The organism is Jeotgalicoccus coquinae (assembly GCF_014207425.1).
Lineage (GTDB): Bacteria > Bacillota > Bacilli > Staphylococcales > Salinicoccaceae > Jeotgalicoccus > Jeotgalicoccus coquinae.
The window spans coordinates 14937-34157 of sequence record NZ_JACHFF010000003.1 but is presented as its reverse complement, the minus strand read 5'-3'; the positions used below and the strand labels follow the sequence as shown (position 1 = coordinate 34157).

18 protein-coding genes and 1 pseudogene are annotated in these 19221 nt (G+C 43.5%); all 19 read right to left on the bottom strand.

All coding sequences use genetic code 11. The features are described from left to right. Positions 1-37: 37 nt before the first annotated feature. The 19 genes and pseudogenes from ftsH to HNR41_RS08840 all read right to left on the bottom strand — a co-directional run bounded on the left by ftsH (position 38) and on the right by HNR41_RS08840 (position 19207). Positions 38-2128: an ATP-dependent zinc metalloprotease FtsH gene (gene ftsH / locus HNR41_RS08930; RefSeq protein ID WP_184283856.1), complete on the bottom strand. Its 2091-nt coding sequence runs from the start codon at positions 2126-2128 to the stop codon at positions 38-40. 72 nt (positions 2129-2200) lie between these two features. Next, positions 2201-2737: a hypoxanthine phosphoribosyltransferase gene (hpt, locus tag HNR41_RS08925; protein ID WP_229714997.1), complete on the bottom strand. Its 537-nt coding sequence runs from the start codon at positions 2735-2737 to the stop codon at positions 2201-2203. Next, complete coding sequence (gene tilS / locus HNR41_RS08920) at positions 2727-3986, bottom strand: tRNA lysidine(34) synthetase TilS (RefSeq protein ID WP_184283854.1); 1260 nt, start codon at positions 3984-3986, stop codon at positions 2727-2729. Before tilS ends, hpt begins: the two co-directional genes overlap by 11 nt. Positions 3987-4055: 69 nt before the next feature. Continuing rightward, positions 4056-4436, bottom strand: a complete 381-nt coding sequence (locus tag HNR41_RS08915; protein WP_115883858.1) for a S1 domain-containing RNA-binding protein — start codon at positions 4434-4436, stop codon at positions 4056-4058. A gap of 81 nt (positions 4437-4517) precedes the next feature. Beyond that, complete coding sequence (locus tag HNR41_RS08910; protein ID WP_229714992.1) at positions 4518-4907, bottom strand: FtsB family cell division protein; 390 nt, start codon at positions 4905-4907, stop codon at positions 4518-4520. Positions 4908-4984: 77 nt separating this feature from the next. Then, positions 4985-5257 (bottom strand): RNA-binding S4 domain-containing protein, encoded by a 273-nt coding sequence (locus tag HNR41_RS08905; protein WP_184283852.1) that lies wholly within the window; start codon positions 5255-5257, stop codon positions 4985-4987. Then, entirely contained in the window at positions 5244-6425 is a 1182-nt protein-coding gene (locus HNR41_RS08900; RefSeq protein WP_184283850.1) for a MazG nucleotide pyrophosphohydrolase domain-containing protein, read from the bottom strand. The genes HNR41_RS08905 and HNR41_RS08900 overlap by 14 nt, the downstream gene beginning before the upstream one ends. Next, positions 6422-9892, bottom strand: coding sequence for a transcription-repair coupling factor (gene mfd, locus HNR41_RS08895; RefSeq protein ID WP_184283848.1), 3471 nt, complete (start codon positions 9890-9892; stop codon positions 6422-6424). The genes HNR41_RS08900 and mfd overlap by 4 nt, the downstream gene beginning before the upstream one ends. Further along, positions 9885-10457, bottom strand: a complete 573-nt coding sequence (pth, locus tag HNR41_RS08890; protein WP_184283846.1) for an aminoacyl-tRNA hydrolase — start codon at positions 10455-10457, stop codon at positions 9885-9887. Before pth ends, mfd begins: the two co-directional genes overlap by 8 nt. A gap of 69 nt (positions 10458-10526) precedes the next feature. Next, positions 10527-11162, bottom strand: a complete 636-nt coding sequence (locus HNR41_RS08885) for a 50S ribosomal protein L25/general stress protein Ctc (RefSeq protein WP_184283844.1) — start codon at positions 11160-11162, stop codon at positions 10527-10529. Positions 11163-11277: 115 nt separating this feature from the next. Then, positions 11278-12255, bottom strand: a complete 978-nt coding sequence (locus tag HNR41_RS08880) for a ribose-phosphate diphosphokinase (RefSeq protein ID WP_184283842.1) — start codon at positions 12253-12255, stop codon at positions 11278-11280. A 16-nt stretch (positions 12256-12271) separates the two neighbouring features. Further along, a complete protein-coding gene (gene glmU / locus HNR41_RS08875; RefSeq protein WP_184283840.1) occupies positions 12272-13627 on the bottom strand; it encodes a bifunctional UDP-N-acetylglucosamine diphosphorylase/glucosamine-1-phosphate N-acetyltransferase GlmU in 1356 nt (451 codons plus the stop codon). A 215-nt stretch (positions 13628-13842) separates the two neighbouring features. Continuing rightward, a pseudogene (spoVG, locus tag HNR41_RS08870) lies at positions 13843-14175 on the bottom strand (septation regulator SpoVG); the annotation flags it as partial. 80 nt (positions 14176-14255) lie between these two features. After that, positions 14256-14630, bottom strand: a complete 375-nt coding sequence (locus HNR41_RS08865) for a RidA family protein (RefSeq protein WP_184283836.1) — start codon at positions 14628-14630, stop codon at positions 14256-14258. Positions 14631-14660: 30 nt separating this feature from the next. Further along, on the bottom strand, positions 14661-15491 hold the full coding sequence (purR, locus tag HNR41_RS08860; RefSeq protein WP_184283834.1) for a pur operon repressor: 831 nt from the start codon (positions 15489-15491) through the stop codon (positions 14661-14663). Positions 15492-15553: 62 nt separating this feature from the next. Next, on the bottom strand, positions 15554-16399 hold the full coding sequence (gene ispE / locus HNR41_RS08855; RefSeq protein WP_184283832.1) for a 4-(cytidine 5'-diphospho)-2-C-methyl-D-erythritol kinase: 846 nt from the start codon (positions 16397-16399) through the stop codon (positions 15554-15556). A gap of 376 nt (positions 16400-16775) precedes the next feature. Next, complete coding sequence (locus tag HNR41_RS08850; RefSeq protein ID WP_184283830.1) at positions 16776-17486, bottom strand: ABC transporter permease; 711 nt, start codon at positions 17484-17486, stop codon at positions 16776-16778. Then, entirely contained in the window at positions 17487-18332 is an 846-nt protein-coding gene (locus tag HNR41_RS08845) for an ABC transporter ATP-binding protein (RefSeq protein WP_184283828.1), read from the bottom strand. Positions 18333-18505: 173 nt separating this feature from the next. Further along, entirely contained in the window at positions 18506-19207 is a 702-nt protein-coding gene (locus tag HNR41_RS08840) for a hypothetical protein (RefSeq protein WP_184283826.1), read from the bottom strand. Positions 19208-19221: the final 14 nt, after the last annotated feature.

Below are 19221 nucleotides of genomic sequence, written 5' to 3'. Positions count from 1 at the left end.
CCATTAAAAAAAGCTGCCAAAAAGGCAGCTCGATGTTCTATCTGTTGTTTCTTTCGTCATTATTTCTGTCTACTGAAGTTTCTTCACTATTTCCTTCCGGTTTTGGCGGTTCCACCATATCCGGACGTTCTTCAGGCTGTTCTTTCCGATCATTTTCTGCATCAGTATCTTCGCTGTCCATCTTATCTTTAACTTCTTCATAAGATGCGCCGGTTTTATCGCTGTCCAGTGAATCGCTGATTACTGTATCTTCTTCCTCCGGGTCGTTATCGAAGCTGCGCTCCGGTAATTTACCGTGGTAGAACAATCCTTCAATCTGCTCTCTGTCGAGAGTTTCAATCTCAAGCAGTGTTTCAGCAATTAAGTTCAGCTGTTCCTGATGTTCAGTAAGAATCTGGCGGCAGCGCTCGTATTGTGTCTTCACAATATTTTGCATTTCCTGGTCAATTTCATAAGCAATACTGTCTGAATAATTTGCATCATTAGACATTTCTTTACCGAGGAACACCTGACCGTTTGATTCGCCGAACTGAATTGGTCCAAGTCTGTCACTCATACCGTATTCAGTTACCATACTGCGTGCAATGCCTGTCGTTCTCTGGAAGTCATTATGTGCACCTGTGGAAACTTCACCAAATGTAATTTCCTCAGAAACACGTCCTCCTAGAAGGCCGACAATCTTGTCTTCCAGTTCAGGCTTAGTCATGAAGTAACGGTCTTCTTTAGGAAGCATTACAGCATAACCGCCGGCCTGTCCACGCGGCACGATGGTAACTTTGTGCACTGTCTCTGCATCATCAAGCACCATTCCGATAATTGTATGGCCCGCTTCGTGATACGCGACAATGTTACGTTCTTTCTTACTCATGACCCGGCTCTTCTTAGCCGGCCCTGCGATAACACGGTCTGACGCTTCATCGACATCCCGCATATCAATTTTCTTCTTACCTGAACGGGCAGCAACAAGTGCCGCTTCGTTTAACAGGTTTTCAAGATCCGCACCTGAGAATCCCGGAGTACGCTGTGCAATTGCGCCAAGGTCCACAGTATCATCAAGGGGCTTGTTGCGTGCGTGTACTTTAAGTACCGCTTCACGTCCTTTAACATCCGGACGGCCAACCTGAATCTGTCTGTCGAAACGACCCGGGCGTAAAAGTGCAGGGTCAAGAATATCAGGACGGTTAGTCGCTGCAATCATAATAACGCCTTCGTTCGCTGCGAATCCATCCATTTCAACCAGGAGCTGGTTAAGTGTCTGCTCACGCTCATCGTGACCGCCGCCGACACCTGCACCACGCTGACGCCCTACAGCATCAATCTCATCGATAAAGATAATACAAGGTGCATTTTTCTTAGCATTCTCAAACAGGTCACGTACACGTGATGCTCCGACCCCGACGAACATTTCGACGAAGTCCGAACCGCTGATTGAGAAGAACGGTACGCCCGCCTCACCTGCAACAGCACGTGCGATAAGAGTTTTACCCGTACCCGGAGGTCCGACTAAAAGCACCCCTTTAGGAATGCGGGCACCAATTCTGTCAAATCTGCGCGGATCTTTTAAGAAGTCTACAACTTCCACAAGTTCTGCTTTTTCTTCATCGGCACCGGCAACATCATCAAAACGAACGTCTGATTTGTCTTTTTCATGAAGCTTCGCTTTACTCTTGCCGAAGTTCATCATTTTACCGCCGCCTCCGCCGCCGCCCTGGGCACGGCTCATGAGGAAGATGAATAAGAAAAAGATAAGCAGCAATGGAATAAATGTAACCAGCATGCTCGCCCAAGGACTCGGCTCTTCTTCAGGTGCTACTGTTAATGAAAGGTTTTCCTGACTGCGGGCTGTATCCGTAATCTGTTCCAAATCACTAACACTATTATATGGAACTACAGAAGTGAATGACTCCTGTTCGTCCTGGTCGGCTAAACGACCTGTAATTAAATAAACATTATTCTCTGGCTGAATCGTTAATTCAGCAACTTCTCCAGCTTCCAGCGCGTTTAAGAACTCGTTGTACTGCAGTTCTTCTTCTGTTCCGCCGGCGCCGTTAAAGCGTTGGAAAATACCAAACATAACAACTGTTAGAATGGCGATAAGTAATATGTTACGGCCAGTATTTTTCGGCATCCGTAATCCTCCATTTCTAATGCATTACCAAAAATAGTAACAAAAATTTCCTGTAAGTTCCACTCATTTGATTTAGCTGTAGATTTCAGGTTTTAACAATCCAATGTAAGGCAGATTGCGGTATTGCTGATCAAAATCCAGCCCGTATCCAACGACGAATCCGTCGGGAATTTTAGTCCCGATATATTTAACTTCAACATCAAGTTTTCTTTCCGGAACCGGTTTGTCGAGCAGTGTAACAATTTCAATAGATGCGGCCTTACGGTAAGTTAAAAATTCAATAATGGAATTTAAAGTCGTTCCTGTTTCTACGATGTCTTCAACAATGATGATATGTCTGCCTTCTACAGATGTCGATAAGTCTTTCAGGATTTTTACTTCTCCTGTGGATTTCGTGCCGACATAGCTTGAAACATCCATGAAATCAATTTCCATGTGCGTATCGATATGCTTAATTAAATCCGCCATGAACATAATTGAACCTTTTAACAGGCCGACAAGTACAGGTTTTTTACCTTCGTAGTCTTTAGTAATGCGTTCTCCAAGTTCCTTATTAATTGCCTCTATATCTTCAACAGATAACACAATCTCGCTTATATCATTTTGAATTGTCATCATTAAACTCCTTCGTAATCTTTAATAGTCTGTTTTCAGATGGTTCAATTATATTATAAATTGTTCCAACTGCAATAATAATACCGTCAGAATTCACGACGACCGGCATTTTCAGCCGTTCACCGGCCGGAATCTTTTTATCTATAAACAGCCGGCTGATCTTTTTCGTTCCGGTATTCTTAATATGTACCTTGTCGCCGTCCGCCTTCATGCGTAATGTAAGCGGCAATTCCGACTTGCATAAATTTACAGTGACATGATAGTCATTATAAATAAATTCGCCGTTATCCTCAACAGATAAGAGGGTTTCCGGAATTCCTTCCGCTGATGGTGCTGCGTAGAAATAATCGTATTCAATGTGTACTGACACAGCACCGGCCTCGAATACTGTCTGCGGCGGCCCGCTTTCCAGCAGTTCATCAAGTGAATCCTGTGACTGCCGGCTGATACGGACACCCTGCCTGTTTAGAAGAACAGTCAGAATATACCGTCTGATAATACCGCTGTGCTTTAAGTACCCGGCTCTCGGCAGTCTGCTGTCATGCCGCTTCACAAAATCCTCAGCCGCCCGGTACGCAAAATCGCTGAGTTCGTTCAGATCCTGTCTGACATTATCCAGCTGGCTGATATCAAGTGATGCCGACTCTTTCACCGCCGGAATAATATGATGTCTCACGTAGTTCCGTGTGTAGCCGTCTTCCGAGTTGCTCCGGTCTTCAAAATAAGTAATGTCATGATGTCTCTGATATTTTTGAATATCTTGTTTCGTGATGGTCTTAAACGGACGGACAACCGTATAACTGCCAGTATCACGTACTTCCGGAATCCCTAAATTCCCGTACAGATGACGGCCGGTTAACAGTTGCTGCAGCACCGTTTCGTACTGATCGTCCTGATGATGACCCATCAGCAGATACTTAATATCCAGCTTTTTAAGTACACTTTCAAAAAACTCATAACGTTTGACCCGACCCGCTTCCTGCGAAAATCCGTCCGTAAAATCCAGTACGGTCATTTCAAAGCGGATACAGTCGCGCTTCGTCATGTTTTTAATATATGCTGCTTCTTCTTCAGATGCTTCCCTCACATTATGATTCACATGAATCACAGTAAGCGTTTTGTATGTATGTTTATATTCCCGGGTCAGGAGGCTGTACAGCACCATTGAATCTATGCCGCCGGACAATGCCAGGGCAATGTCGTCATCCCGGCCCCATGCAGTATTGATTTCCAGGTTCATCATTTACCGCCTCCCCCAATCTCAATAAATAAGAAAAAGGCTAGAGCGAATTGCTCCGGCCTCTTAATATAATTATTTACGGCCTCTTCCGCCGCGGCGCGATTCTGCCTGTCTTTTAATTGTAGACATTCTCTCTTCACTGTCTTTAAGGAAACCTGATAATTTCTTCTCAAAGTCTTCCGGAGACGGTGTTTTAGCACGCGGTTTCGGTTTTGGTTTATCCTGTGCTTTTTTAATAGATAAACTTATCTTGTTGTCGTCGCCTATCGTTAGCACTTTAACCTCGATTTCGTCACCGACTTTTAAATGTTCGTTGATATCCTCTACGTACTTATCAGCCACTTCACTGATGTGAACTAACCCTGTTTTGCCGCCTGGCAATTGAACAAATGCACCAAATGGTTTGATACCTGTAACCTTGCCGATAACTTTACTGCCCGCTTCAACTGACATGTTTATTTAATATCCTCCCAAAATCATTATACATTTCTATATTAACACTAAATAAAAGAATAATCATTACATAAGCAATGATTATTCCTCCGCCTGCTTCTGTTCTTTATCCTCTTTATCCGGAAGGTTAAAAATCAATTCTCCTTCTTCTGATAAAAAGAATTCGCTGCGTGCAATACGCAGAATATAATTATCATCGTTAAGCTGTCTGATCTGCTGTTCCAGATCCGAATGCTGCTTGTTTTTCTTCTCCAGTACTTCAGTCGTTGCAAGTACTTCGCCGTGCAGTTCTTCATTTGCCTGTTTTTGATTGAATGCCACGAGCATGAGTATGATGGCAATCCCGAGAAGGATACTGCCAAAAAACATCGTACGGCGGCGGGACACACGTGATTCACTCGCTAACTGCTTCTTTTCGCTATCTCTTTTTTTCGTATAGTTATTCAGCAGCCTTACTACCTTGTTGCTCACATTGTCACATCCAATCTTGTAATCTCATATTCACTATCTATTATATACAAGATACAGGAAAAACAGGCGACAATCTATTAAAAATCTGATTCTTTTTCAATTTTCTCTTCATTTAGAACTTTATACATGCGTTCTGCTTCTTCTTTTTTCGCTTTCTCGTTCAGTTCCAGTATTTCGTACGTCACGATACTGCGTCCGAAACGGATTACAAGCGTATCTCCGACAGCAAGCCCGGTGCTCGCTTTAGCTGCGCGCCCGTTTACTTCGATGCGCCCTTCGCTGCTGATTTCTTTCGCAAGCGTGCGGCGCTTAATGATTCTTGATACTTTTAAAAATTTATCGAGTCTCATGACCATCATCCTCTGCAATAATTTCATTCAGCGGTTTGTTATGATGAATCGTTTCCTTCATCCAGTCCAATACCGTTGCTGCATATTCTTTTTCGTGTTTCACTTTCGGCTTTTTGCCTTCCGCCGCTTTCGCTTTCGCCCATACTTCGTTCAGGTCATCCATGTTTTCGACAGTCGCATCACCGAATACATGCGGGTGGCGGTGCACCACTTTTTTATTCAGCGAGCTGAGGACATCGTAAAAGTCGAAGTAGCCGTCTTTTTTGCCGATTGCTGAATGCAGTGCAACCTGCAGCAGTATATCGCCAAGCTCTTCAATCAGTCCGTTATCATCCTGTTTTTCTATCGCTTCAATGACTTCATATGATTCTTCAAGCAGATAGCGTTCCAGCGATGCATGCGTCTGCACACTGTCCCACGGGCAGCCGTTTTCTTCACTTACGAGTGTATCGAATACATTAACCATATGTCCGATTGAACGGTTATCATATTGTTCCCCTGCAGCTTTCGGCACAAACATACACAGCAGGTTGGAGTCCGGCACGTGGAAGTCGATTTCAGAAATCGTGCTTTCGATAATATTTTCATCGGCACTGCCTGCTTTATCGACTAAATAAACCGGCGCGTCATAGTTGTAATACTCGAGCAGCGTGACTTTCACTTCGCTGACAGACAGCTGATCATACACCTGCGTAATCAGCGTGTGTTTATTGTAATCGAGGTCCCCGATGTTAAGATCTGTACCGTCAAGCAGCTGGAAGTTTTCATTCACCGGTATTTTAAGTGCAGTAATCACATCATCGATAAAACTCTGGCCGCCGGCAATTTCCACATTAACCTTACCGGCTGCCGCCGCTTCAAGAAGCCGTTCCGTCGTCGTCTCATAGACCATCGGGTGACCCGGCACTGCGTACAGTACATCTGCCGTTTCCGCTGCTTTTAAGAGCGTGTCCGTAATGTGTTCGTAAGTGCCTTCAAACGTATCGTTTTGTTCATAATACGAATCGAAGCTCGTAATTTCCGCCCCTTCATCTTTTAGCATCACTGCTGCGGGATGATCTATCGTGCGGACGAATAACTGCTTCGCTGCTTTTAGTTCTTTATATACGCCGAGCGGCATTTTATCGATATCCGATGTGCCGAGCCCGATAATTCTTATTGTATTCATCTGACTGCCTCCATTCTGCTGTCCTGTATTGCACTCATAATGCTGACAAGTTCTTTAATATTTTTAGAGCGGATTGTTAAGCGGATTTCTCCGTCTTTAACTGATATTTTTAATATTCTGCTGTAGTCCTGCGTGTCCTGGAACAGTTTCTCGCCGCTGATTTCTTCTGTTGCCGCTTTCGAAACATTCAGGTAATAATGTCTCGCATCTTCCGACACTTTGTAGATCCCGTACATGAGTGCATACACTTTTACTTTTACGAGTTCGATTAAATTTACGACTTCTTCAGGATACTCACCGAAACGGTCGATCAGTTCATCTTCAATATCCTGAATATCTTCAAGCGAGTTCGCTTTTCTTAAACGTTTGTAAATATCGATTTTTGACTGTTCATGTGTAATATATGTCGCCGGAATATAGGCATCTGCTTCAATATTAATCGGAATGCTGACCGGTTCTTTTTCTTTTTCAATACCCTGTTTTTCCTGAACAGCACTTTCCAGCATATCGCTGTACATCTCATATCCGACTGAATCGATAAATCCGGACTGATTTTTACCAAGCAGATTACCGGCGCCGCGAATGTTCAGGTCGCGCATTGCGATTTTAAATCCGCTGCCGAGTTCCGTATATTCTTTAATGGCTTCAAGACGCTTTTCCGCCACTTCCGTCAGCACTTTGTTCGGCTGGTGGAATAAATACGCATAACTGATTCTGTTGCTTCGTCCGACACGTCCGCGGAGCTGATACAGCTGACTTAAACCGAATCGGTCAGCATCTTCAATAATAAGTGTATTCGCATTCGGCACATCCACACCGGTTTCGATAATCGTCGTCGTCACGAGAACATCGAATTCACCATTCACAAAATCGAGCATCGTTTCCTCAATCTGCTTCTCGGTCATCTTCGCATGCATAACGCCGACAGATGCATCGGGCACAAGCATCTCAACGTGCGCCTGTTTGTTGTAAATCGTATCAACTCTGTTGTGCAGGTAAAATACCTGCCCGTTACGTGACAGTTCCCGTTCAATTGCTTCTTTAACAAAGTTGCCGTTGAACTCGAGCACGTATGTCTGCACCGGGAATCTGTTTTCAGGCGGTGTTTCTATAACCGATAAATCCCGCACACCCGTAAGACTCATATGGAGCGTTCTTGGAATCGGAGTTGCAGTCAGCGTTAAAACATCGACGTTATTTTTAATCTGCTTAATCGCTTCTTTATGTTTTACCCCGAAACGCTGCTCTTCATCGACGATCAGCAGTCCGAGATCTTTATACTCAATCGATTTGCCAAGTATTTTATGTGTCCCGACGACGATATCAATACGTCCTTCTTTTAAACCTGCCGCTGTTTCGCGGTTTTCTTTCGCAGTTCTGAAACGCGACATCATAGCAACATTAACCGGATAATCTTCAATCCGTTCAATCAGACTTTCAAAATGCTGTGCTGCAAGAATCGTTGTCGGCACTAAAAATGCCACCTGTTTACCATCCTGCACTGCTTTAAAGGCTGCACGGATCGCCACTTCGGTCTTACCGTAACCCACGTCACCGCACAGCAGTCTGTCCATCGGCTTCGCTTCTTCCATGTCTTTCTTAATCTCGTTTATACTTGCGAGCTGATCTGGTGTCGGTTCATATGGGAAGCGCGCTTCAAATGCTTCCTGCATTTCCGTATCCGGACTGAACTGGAATCCTTCAGCCTGTGCACGTTCCTGATAGAGTCTGATTAATTCTTCAGCAATATCGTTAACATTCGCCTCGACTTTGGCTTTTGTTTTCTTCCATTCGACACCGCCGAGTTTATGCATTTTCGGCGATCCGTCATCACTCGCGACATATTTCTGGACGAGATCCATCTGATCAACCGGAATATAAAGCTGATCGGTACCTTTGTACTGCAGCTTCATATAGTCGCTGTGAATACCGCCGACCTGCAGCGTTTCAATGCCGAGATACCGGCCTACACCGTGATGCACGTGGACGATGTAATCTCCGACGTTAAGTTCCTGATATGACTTTATCTTTTCAGCGTTTGAAATTTTCTGTTTGCGTTTTTTTCGTTTCTGAACTTTATTATATAGTTCTTTCGATGTTAAAATCGCAGCACTCATATACGGCAGAATAAATCCTGTCGCCATGCTGCCGATTGTCAGCACGATGCCTGAGTTTTCAGGTATTTCGTTTATAAAGCTCGGGATTTTTAAGTCTTCGAGCAGCTGTTTCGTCTTGTTCAGCTCATCTTCATCGCGAAGAATAATATTAATGAGATAATCATTTTCCAGCATGCCGTTCAAATTCGAGGCGAGAATATCGTACTGCCCGTAATAGATCTCTGTCGGTTTCACTGAGATTTTAACCATTTCACCGATTGAAACAGGCATACTCTTCATAAATAAGTTGAAGTATGTCGCACCTTCAATATTCAGGAGTCGTTCGTACTGGTCTTCCAGATAGTTGGCCGCACCGTTAAACATCTGCCCCGCTTCAAGCACCGATTCAAAATAATTATGAACCGCTGATAACTCAGCATCGTAGGCTGACTTAATCGCACTGGCATCATCGATAAACACTCTGTGATTCGACGTTAAATAATCCAGCAGTGATTTATCGTGGTCTTCCAAGAGATGTGCAAACTGAACCAGATGATTTACCAGCTGGTCCGGATGCGTAACGACACCATAGTATTCTTCGAGTGCTTCTTTCGTTACACCTTCAAGCCCCGCTGAAGTCTGTTCGTACAATTCATCGATTTTATCGAGCAGTTCTTCGCGCTCGCCTGCCTCGACGATATACTCCGCATAAGGTTCAAGCGTAATACTGTCGATGTTCTGAAGTGACCGCTGTGTCTCGGGATCAATCAGCCGGAGCGAATCGATTTCATCGTCAAATAACTCCAGACGGAGGAATACATCGTGCATATAAATATCAAAAATATCGCCGCGCACCGCAAATTCACCGAAGTTCTGTGCCTGGTTCATACGTTTATAACCCAGGCTGACAAGGAACCCGATCAGCTCGTCATAGTTGATTGTGCCGCCAAGCTGCAGCGTTCTTTCGTATGACAGAAGTTTTTCTTTCGGCATCAGCGGTTTTAAAAGGCCGTGTACAGGCACGATAAAGAGCCCTGGTTTCTCATGAGCAAGTGCATATAATGCAGTCATCCTTGCTTTCATAAAATCAGGGCTTTGCTTTGATAAACTTTCAATCATAATATCGCCGACCGGGAATGTATATACATTATCCATGACGTCCATCATACTGTTTGCCAGTTTCTCCATATGGTGGTTGTTTTCAACGAAGACAACTTGCGGTTCTGCCGAGTTCTCTGTAATTTCTTTCAGCAGCACCGGTTTAAAGTCGTCGTTCACACCTGTCACGAGCAGGTTTTTATCGCTGTCGTAATTTAAAATACTTTTGACACGTTCATCGTTTAATATTCTGTCGCTTATTTTATTATGCATTGACATCACCATTGTATTCGTTCATCACGTCTAAAAACGGTGCCGAGACGAAACTCCGGCATGCTTCGCTCGACACGTCGAGTACTTTATCGACTGTCTGCGAGTCTGCTTTGGGAAATTTGCCAAGTACGTAATTTGTTACCGGCATACCCTGCGGCGGACGTTCAATACCGAGACGGATACGATTATATTTTTCACTGCCGAAATGCTGCGTCAGCGATTTAATACCATTATGTCCCCCGCCGCTGCCTTTTTGGCGCAGACGGATTCGTCCAAGCGGTAAATCCAGGTCATCATAAATAACGACGATATCTTCCAGTTCAATATTGTAATAATCAACGAGCGGGCGTACACCTTCACCTGATAAGTTCATAAAAGTCTGGGGCTTAACGAGCATCACTTTTTCCCCGTTTAATAAGCCTGTACCGAAATTACATTTGAATTTCGTCTTATCCAGCTCAATGTGAGTATCGCTGCTCAATCTGTCTATCGCCATAAATCCGATATTATGACGAGTCTTATCGTATTTAGGGCCCGGGTTTCCAAGACCGATAAAACATTTCATTCCATCACCTCATATAAACGTTAAAAAAGGCGATGGAAAGTCCACCGCCGTTGTTATTTTAAATTAATATTACTCGTTGTCAGCAGCGTCATTTTTCTGAGCTGTTGCTTCAACTTCAACGCTTTGTTCTTCAGCGTTTTCATCTTCTTCAGGCTCTTCAGTTGGCGCACTTACGATTACTAATGCATCAGCATCTTCGTTTTCGATAACAAAGTTACCTTTAGAACGGATGTCTTCAACGTGAATTGCATCTCCGATGTTAAGTTCAGAAATATCTACTTCGATAGTTTCCGGAATGTCAGCTGGTTTAGCAGTTACAGACACTTCGAATAGTGGCTGTTCAAGAATGCCGCCTTCTTTTTGTCCTGGAGCTTCGCCAGTTAATTCGATTTGTACTTCAACCGTAACTTCAGTCTGCATGTTGATTGCAATGAAGTCGATGTGAGTAATTTGGTTTTTAAGTGCGTCGAACTGGTAATCGCTGACCATTACCTGAGTAACGCCTTCTGCGATTTCTAAGTCGATAACACCGTTACGTCCAACTTCACGAATTACTCTGATGAATTCGTTCTCGTCTACCGATAATGATGTATTTTCTGTTTCAAAACCATATACGACCGCTGGAACTTTACCAGTTTGACGTAATTCTTTAAGTTCTGACTGTTTTGATTTCCCAGCTCTTGAGTTTGAGGCTAATTTAGCCATAATTATTTCCACCTTTCATCTAATACAAGTCTATTATAATAACGCCTATCCTAACACATAGCCACGCATTATAATACCACAAATTACAGCAGTTTGTAAAAAAACTGTTAAATTATCACGTTTGGTCGAATAAAATACTCACCGACTCCTGCTCGTGAACTCTCACGATCGCCTGTGCAAGCAGTTCGCCAACAGATAATTCTGTAATTTTGTCAATTTTCTTCTCTTCCGGCAGCTGGATAGAGTTTGTTACTACAAGCTCTTTAATTACAGAGTCCTGAATACGTTCGATTGCAGGTCCTGAAAGTACAGGGTGCGTACAGCATGCGTAAACATCTTTGGCACCTTTGTCTACCAGAGCCTGTGCTGCAGTTTTAATCGTGCCGCCTGTATCAATAATATCATCGATAATAATTGCTGTTCTGCCGTCGATTTCACCGACGATATTCATTACTTCAGATACGTTCGGACGCGGACGGCGTTTATCGATGATTGCGATTGGAGCTTTCAAACGGTCTGCCATGCGGCGTGCGCGCGTTACTCCGCCGTGGTCAGGTGAAACGATGACTACTTCTTCAAGGTCAATACCTTCATGCTCTAAGAAGTAGTCGCTTAAAATTGGCACTCCCATCAGGTGATCGATTGGAATATCGAAGAATCCCTGAATTTGAGGTGCGTGAAGATCAAGTGAAATCACACGGTTTGCACCTGCAGTTTCAATAATGTTTGCAACGAGCTTCGCTGTAATTGGTTCACGTGCACGACTCTTACGGTCCTGACGTGCATAGCCGTAATACGGCATAACAATATTAATCGTGTTAGCCGATGCACGTTTCAGTGCATCAATCATGATTAGTAATTCCATAAGGTTTTCGTTTACCGGCTGGCTTGTAGGCTGAATAACGAATACGTCACAGCCGCGTACACTTTCCTCGACATTGACCTGAACTTCTTCGTCCGAGAAACGGTTTACTGTACATTTACCAAGCGGAATACCGATATGTTCCGCGATTTCACGTGCTAAGGGTTCGTTACCTGTCAACGTAAATAATTTCATCTTAGAATTTCTGTTTTGATTACTAGAAGCTAACATTTTGATCCTCCAAGTATTATTTTTTGTAATAGCCTTCTTTTGTCGTCTGCTTATTTCGTGCAATCGCCAAACTATCATCAGGAACATCATCTGTAATCGTTGAACCTGCTGCCGTAATAGAACGGCTGCCTACCGTTACCGGGGCAACGAGATTCGTATTGCAGCCGATGAACGCATCCGCGCCGACTGTCGTTTTAAACTTGTTGACGCCGTCGTAGTTAACCGTAATCGCACCGCACCCGATATTCGCTCTCTCACCGATTTCTGCATCGCCGATGTAGCTCAGGTGTGATACTTTCGCGCCGTCTTTTAACTCCGACTTCTTAACTTCAACAAAGTTTCCAATCTTCACAGCTTCTCCGAGTTTCGCTCCCGGACGCAGCTGCGCGTATGGACCGACTGTCGTGCTGCTGCCGACTTCTGCATCGGTAACAACGGAATGTTTAATCTCTGCATTATCACCGATTACACTGTTGCTGATTTCACAATTGGCCGAAATAATCGCATTTTCACCGATTACCGTATCGCCTTTAATAACAGTGTTAGGATAAATAATAGTATCCATACCAATTCTAACACTTTCATCGATGTATGTGTTCGAAGGATCGATAATTGTCACACCTTGTTCTAAATGCTGCTCATTAATGCGCTGTCTCAGAAGTTCTGATGCACGCGCCAGTAAAATCCGGTTGTCGACGTTTATAATTTCATCATTATCCGGCGTCACAAATGCTCCGACACGGGAACCTTTACTGCTTAACAGTCCGACAGCATCAGAAAGATAATATTCCTGTTCCGGATTATCATTTGTAATCTTTTTGAGCACTTTAAATAATTCCCGGTTATTAAAGACAGCAGCACCTGCGCTGACTTCTTTAATTTCTTCCTGTTCATGTGTAACTTCAGTTTGTTCCAGAATCGCTTTAACCGTACCGTTCTCCTTGCGGATAACACGGCCGAAATTTTTCGGATTATCTGCATATGCTGATAATACTGTTGCTTTCAGTCCCGAGTGCTCGTGATCTGCCACAAGATTTTTAATCGTTTCCGGTGAAATAAGCGGTGTATCACCGAAGATAATCAGTGTGTTGCCGTCCGCTTCGCTTAATTCCTCCGACGTCTGGCTGACAGCATGTGCTGTACCTTCCTGTTTTTCCTGGACTGCAACGTTAACATCTGCCGGCAGAATCTCTGTTACTTCGTCATGTCCTGAACCTGTCACGACATGCAGTTCGCTGATTCCCGCAGCTTTCACAGCGTTAATTACTCTCGTGATCATCGGGATTCCACAGACTTCGTGCAATACTTTCGGTTTCTTTGAATTCATTCTCTTGCCGACACCTGCAGCAACAATAATCGCTCTCGTTTGCATAATTAACCCCCACTATAATACGATACATTAATTATATTTCAGTATATGTTATCTTTCAAGACGAAACTCAGGCCGGACCATACCGGCCCGGCCTGAATTGTGAAGCTTTATTTATTTTCTTCCGCAGTATCTTCCGACACTTCCGATGAATCTTCATTTTTTACGCTTTCTTCTTTAGCAGCATTTGAGTCTGCAGCGTCTTCTTCGTCAATATTTTCTGCAGTTTCTTCGTCTTCAGCCGGGTCAGATTCCACAGTCGGCTCACTTGCCTGTTCAGCAGTTCCTTCCGCATCCGCAGTTTCTTCATAAACACGCATAACTTCTACCTGTACATGCTGACGCATTTCGGAATTAATCGGATGGGCAATATCTCTGAACTCTCCGTCCGGAGTACGTTTACTCGGCATTGCTACGAACAGTCCATTATTACCGTCTATTACACGTAAATCGTGAATAACAAATGACTCATCAAATGTTACAGAAACCAGAGCTTTCATTCTTGTATCCTGATTATTGACTTTTCTAAGTCTTACGTCTGTTATTTTCATGTGTCTGTTCCTCCATAGATTTGTGTTTTAGATCTTCTGTGTAAAACCCATCTAGCTTAGAACCTTACTAAAATCAACAGTTATTCGAAAGATGCAACAACCTCAATCTCCACTTTTGCATCTAATGGGAGACGACTAACTTCTACACATGATCTTGCAGGTAGTTTACCCGTAAAATACTTCGCGTAAACTTCGTTGATCACTGCAAAGTCATTCATATCAGCAATGAAAATAGTTGTTTTAACAATATTACTGTAGTCCAGTCCGGCCGCTTCAAGCACACCGCCGATGTTGTCGAGAACCTGTGCTGCCTGCTCTGCAACATCATCTGAAACAATTTTACCTTCAAGTGTTAACGGCACCTGCCCGGAAGAATAAAATAAATTTCCCGTTCTTACTCCATGGCTGTATGGTCCTACTGCTGCTGGTGCTTTGTCAGAATTAATTGGCTGCATCTTAATCATCCTCCGTAATTTGAATAAAATCTACTTGCCTGTAATGTAATCTAAACAGTTTCCTTCTTCAACTACAAATGATTCGTTAAATTCATCAATCTCGGATACTTTAAGCAATGACGTGTAATCGTTAAATCTGCGGTTCGCAACTTCTTTCGCTTCAACGAGTACGCTGACGCCGACAACTGTTGCGTTGAACTCTTCCATAAGATTCGTTACACCGGTAATCGAACCGCCTGCGCGCAGGAAGTCGTCGACTACCAGCACACGTGAACCTTCTTTAAGTGTGCGTTTTGACAGTACCATCGTTTCGATCTTTCGCGTCGAGCCCGATACGTAATTAATCGATACCGTAGAACCTTCTGTAACCTTGTTATCTTTACGGATAACAGCAACCGGCACGTTCAGTTTGCGTGCAACTGCGTTTGCAAGGGAAATACCCTTGGTTGCAATTGTCACGACTGAATCAATTTCCAGGCCGCCGTACATCGTTGCGATTAAATCGCCGATGTCGTTCATCATCTTCGGGTTGCCCATAATGTCGGACATGTATAAGTAGCCCCCCGGAAGCAGACGTTCACTCGATTCAAGATCTTCCTTGAATTCAGAGATAATCATTTCTGCACGCTCCACGCTGATTTTAGGAATGAACATTGCGCCGCCGTTTGCGCCTGCTGTTGTTTGAAGTATGCCAAGTCCTTCGGCATTAAAAACATCTTTAATAATGCGGATATCTTCACTGATTGAAGACTTCGCCTGGCTGAATTTATCTACATAAGTCGTTAATGGTATCAATTTATTGGGATTTGTAATTAAATGCTGCGTCATATAGACGAGCCTTTCACTGCGTTTATATTTCATAGTCTAACTCCTAAACCGTATTATAGGTACCAATTTTACCATATAAGTTCGGATTTTAATACTTATCCAAGTAATCTTATTCGATAAACTTCAGCACAGCAGCCTTTCATCGCATTGTACAAATGAACAGACTGGCGTTCCTTCCTGACAATCCCGAATACCGTCGGTCCGCTTCCGCTCATCAGTGCACCGTCAGAACCCGATTCCTTCATATTACTGAGCAGTTTTCTCACCTGCGGATATTTTCTTACAGTCACTTCTTCAAGATCATTCTTTAAAGTATTGATAATCCTGTCGTAATCTTCACTTACAATTGCATCTTTCATAACGTTTGAAACCGGTTTGTTTTTACCCGGTTTCAGTGCGCCGTAAATAGTCTTCGTCGATACGCTGATAGACGGTTTTGCGAGCACGACCCATGCATGCGGCGGTCGCGGCAGACGCTCGATAATCTCTCCACGTCCTGTCGCAAGTGCTGTTCCCCCGTATACACAAAATGGAATATCGGAACCGAGCTCCGATGACAATTCCGCCAGCTCATCAAGTCCTGCACCGAGATTATACAGCACGTTCATCCCCCTGAACGTCGCGGCAGCATCAGCAGAACCTCCGGCAAGACCCGCAGCAATCGGAATATGCTTGTCGATGTTAATCGTTACGCCGGTTTTTATCTTGTAACGGCGCATCATTAACTGCGCAGCCTGGTAAGCCAGGTTGCGTCGGTCTGTCGGCACGAACTGATGATCGGACTCAATGATGATTTTTCTGTCCTTACGCTTCTCAAACGATAAATTATCGTTCAGATCGACAGTCGTCATAACCATGCTGACTTCGTGATAACCATCATCGCGTTTATACAGCGTATCCAATGTTAAATTAATTTTTGCTGGTGCGATTTCATAATGCATAGTTCATAGTCCTTTGCCAGTTTTTTTTCGAAATATATATGTGTTATTTTAGCATAGAACAAAGATGAATATTGCTGATATTTTTAAAGATTGGCACGGGGAGCGAGTTTGGGGCTGTTTTGGGATTGCGCGGCACCGTCATTTGAGGAGACCACAACATCCTGACGGCTTTAAACGTCGTCGTTGTGAAAACCACGACTTCCAAACGGCTTTAATCGTCGTCGTTGCGAAAACCACGACTTCCAAACGGCTTTAAACGTCGTCGTTCCAAAAACCACGACTTCCAAGCAACTTTAAACGTCGTCGTTCCAAAAACCACGACTTCCAAGCAACAAAAAAACCGGATTCCATTAGGAATCCGGCACTTTATATCATTCTACTCATCATTCTTACGTTTATTAAATGCCCACAGTACCAGCAGGAAACTCACAGCAACCCATGCAGCAAGAACGATGAACTCCACTGCTCCGGCATTGCCCTCGAGTACGAACATATGCTGATAAATCGGGAAGTATTCCGCAATTTTAATCCCTATGCTGTCCGGATCCGTAATCAGCATTTCAATATACGGTGTAAAACCGAAGATGAACATAATTGGAATAATGTACACCGATGTCGTTGCTACTGATTTCACAACAAGTCCAAGTCCGATTCCCATGTTCAGGAAAAACATCCCTGCAAGCACAAGGCTGATAATATTTTCAAGAGTCCAATAGTTTTCAGGGCTGATAATCACTATTGAAGCCACGAGTGAAATTACTGTCATCAATATTACTACCATGCTCTTGCCAAGAATAATATCGATAATTGTCGCCGGCGACTGCAGCAGTCCTCTTAACGTATCTTTTTCATTTTCTTCAGCAATCATCGTCATAATTCCGCTGAACAGCACTGCCGAGAATACTACACCTGCAAGAATCCCGAGTATTTCCGGGGGCATTTCTCCTTCTGCTCCTGCACCAATACCTACTCTCGAGAAAAATACTGCCATCAGTATCGGAATCAGTACCGAAGTAAACAACATCATATTTTTCATAAATTCTTTCAGATCTTTTTCAAATATCGCCATCGCTCTTGTCATATTCATTTAAACCAGCTCCTTACCAGTTACTTTTTTAAACACTTCTCCGAGTGTCGGGAAATCGGTTCTTACGTCAACTGCTTCTTCATTGAACAGCACATTGTCGAGCAGTGATCTGTTCTCTTCCGTTCTGTCTACTGTTTTAACAGTGCCGTCTGTATAAGTAATGTGCACTTCATTTCGTTTGTATCTGTGCCTTAACTCTGCCGGTGCACCTGAGTCCTGAATCACACCCTGATAAAGGAATGCGACATTGTCACACAGTCGTGTTGCTTCATCCATGTTGTGTGTTGTCAGTAAAATCGTCGTCCCTTCATCACGCAGTTCTTCCAGCATGTCGTGGATTTTTTCTGTCGTCGTCGGATCGAGCGCCGATGTCGGTTCATCCAGGAATAAAATTGCCGGTCTGTGAATCACCGCTTTACATAATAGAATGCGCTGTTTCATTCCTTTGGATAACTTCGATACCGGTTTATCAATTTCACTTTCCAGCCCGACATCTTTTAATACTCTTTCTACTGAACCTTTGGGTGCATTGTATAACTTTCTGAACAGCTCCAGATTATCTTTGACTGTCAGTCTTTCATATAGAGAACTTTTATCCGATAAAATCCCCAGGCTGCTGACGTAGTCATTTTTTCTGAACTGTTTATAGTTGAAATTGTTCACGTTAACGTCGCCGTCCGAAGGTTTAAGTTCACCTGTCATAACTTTAATTGTCGTTGTCTTTCCTGAACCGCTCGGTCCAAGCAGTCCGAAAATCTGACCGCGTTCTACATTAAATGTAATACCGGCAAGTGCGCGTTCGCTGCCGAATGTTTTCTCAAGATTGTTTACCTGAATGATACTCATATTTAAAACCTCCAGTTATTTTGTTTCGGTTATCTTAACTAAAGTTTACGGGCAAAACAAAAACACCGCGATATAATCACGGTGAGTTGTAGGTAATAAATATTGAACTGTATAAATTAAGTGTCTTGTGTACCCTGGTTTTTATCAGGTGTACTTATATCCCATGAACTGTACTACAGTGTTTCAGTACGTTTCGATACTACCATCCAGACAAGAAACGTTGTCAGAGCAAGCCATACGGCTAAAATAACGTATGGCATTATTCCGGCGTTATTATATATCGCCATCAATTGATACACAGGAGTCAGGCCGGCGAGACCTGAAATAATACTGCTCTCTCCGAGATTTAATGTTTCAATAATCGGGGTCATACCGAGGAAGAACAGGACGATTACTCCGTACACTGTTGATGTCGACTGCAGTTTCGCATACAGTCCGGTCCATAACCCCAGATTTAAAAATATAATTGCTGCAAGAATAAATCCTGTCATCAGCTGAAAACTGAATATGTGCATCCCCTGCATTATAAAAATAGAAATAATAACTACTGCTCCTGTAATAATCAGCGTCAGTACACTTCTGCCGAGCAAACCGTTCAAGAGATCCTGTCGGGTATGTGTGACGAGCTTTAACAGCCCGTGTTCATTTTCTTCGGCATACAGCATCAATGGAATATTCGTAGTAATTGCAGACAGCGTCGTACCGAGAACGACAAATATCATAACATCCGGCATCTTTTCTCCGGCACTTTGTGCAGTCGTTCCATATAAGGCAGCCATTGCCGGCGGCATTAGAAGCAATGTCAGCACTGCATAATTTGTAAAGAACTCCCTTATATCTCTGTAAATCGTCGCCTGTATTTTATATATGTTCATAAAGTCACCTTTTT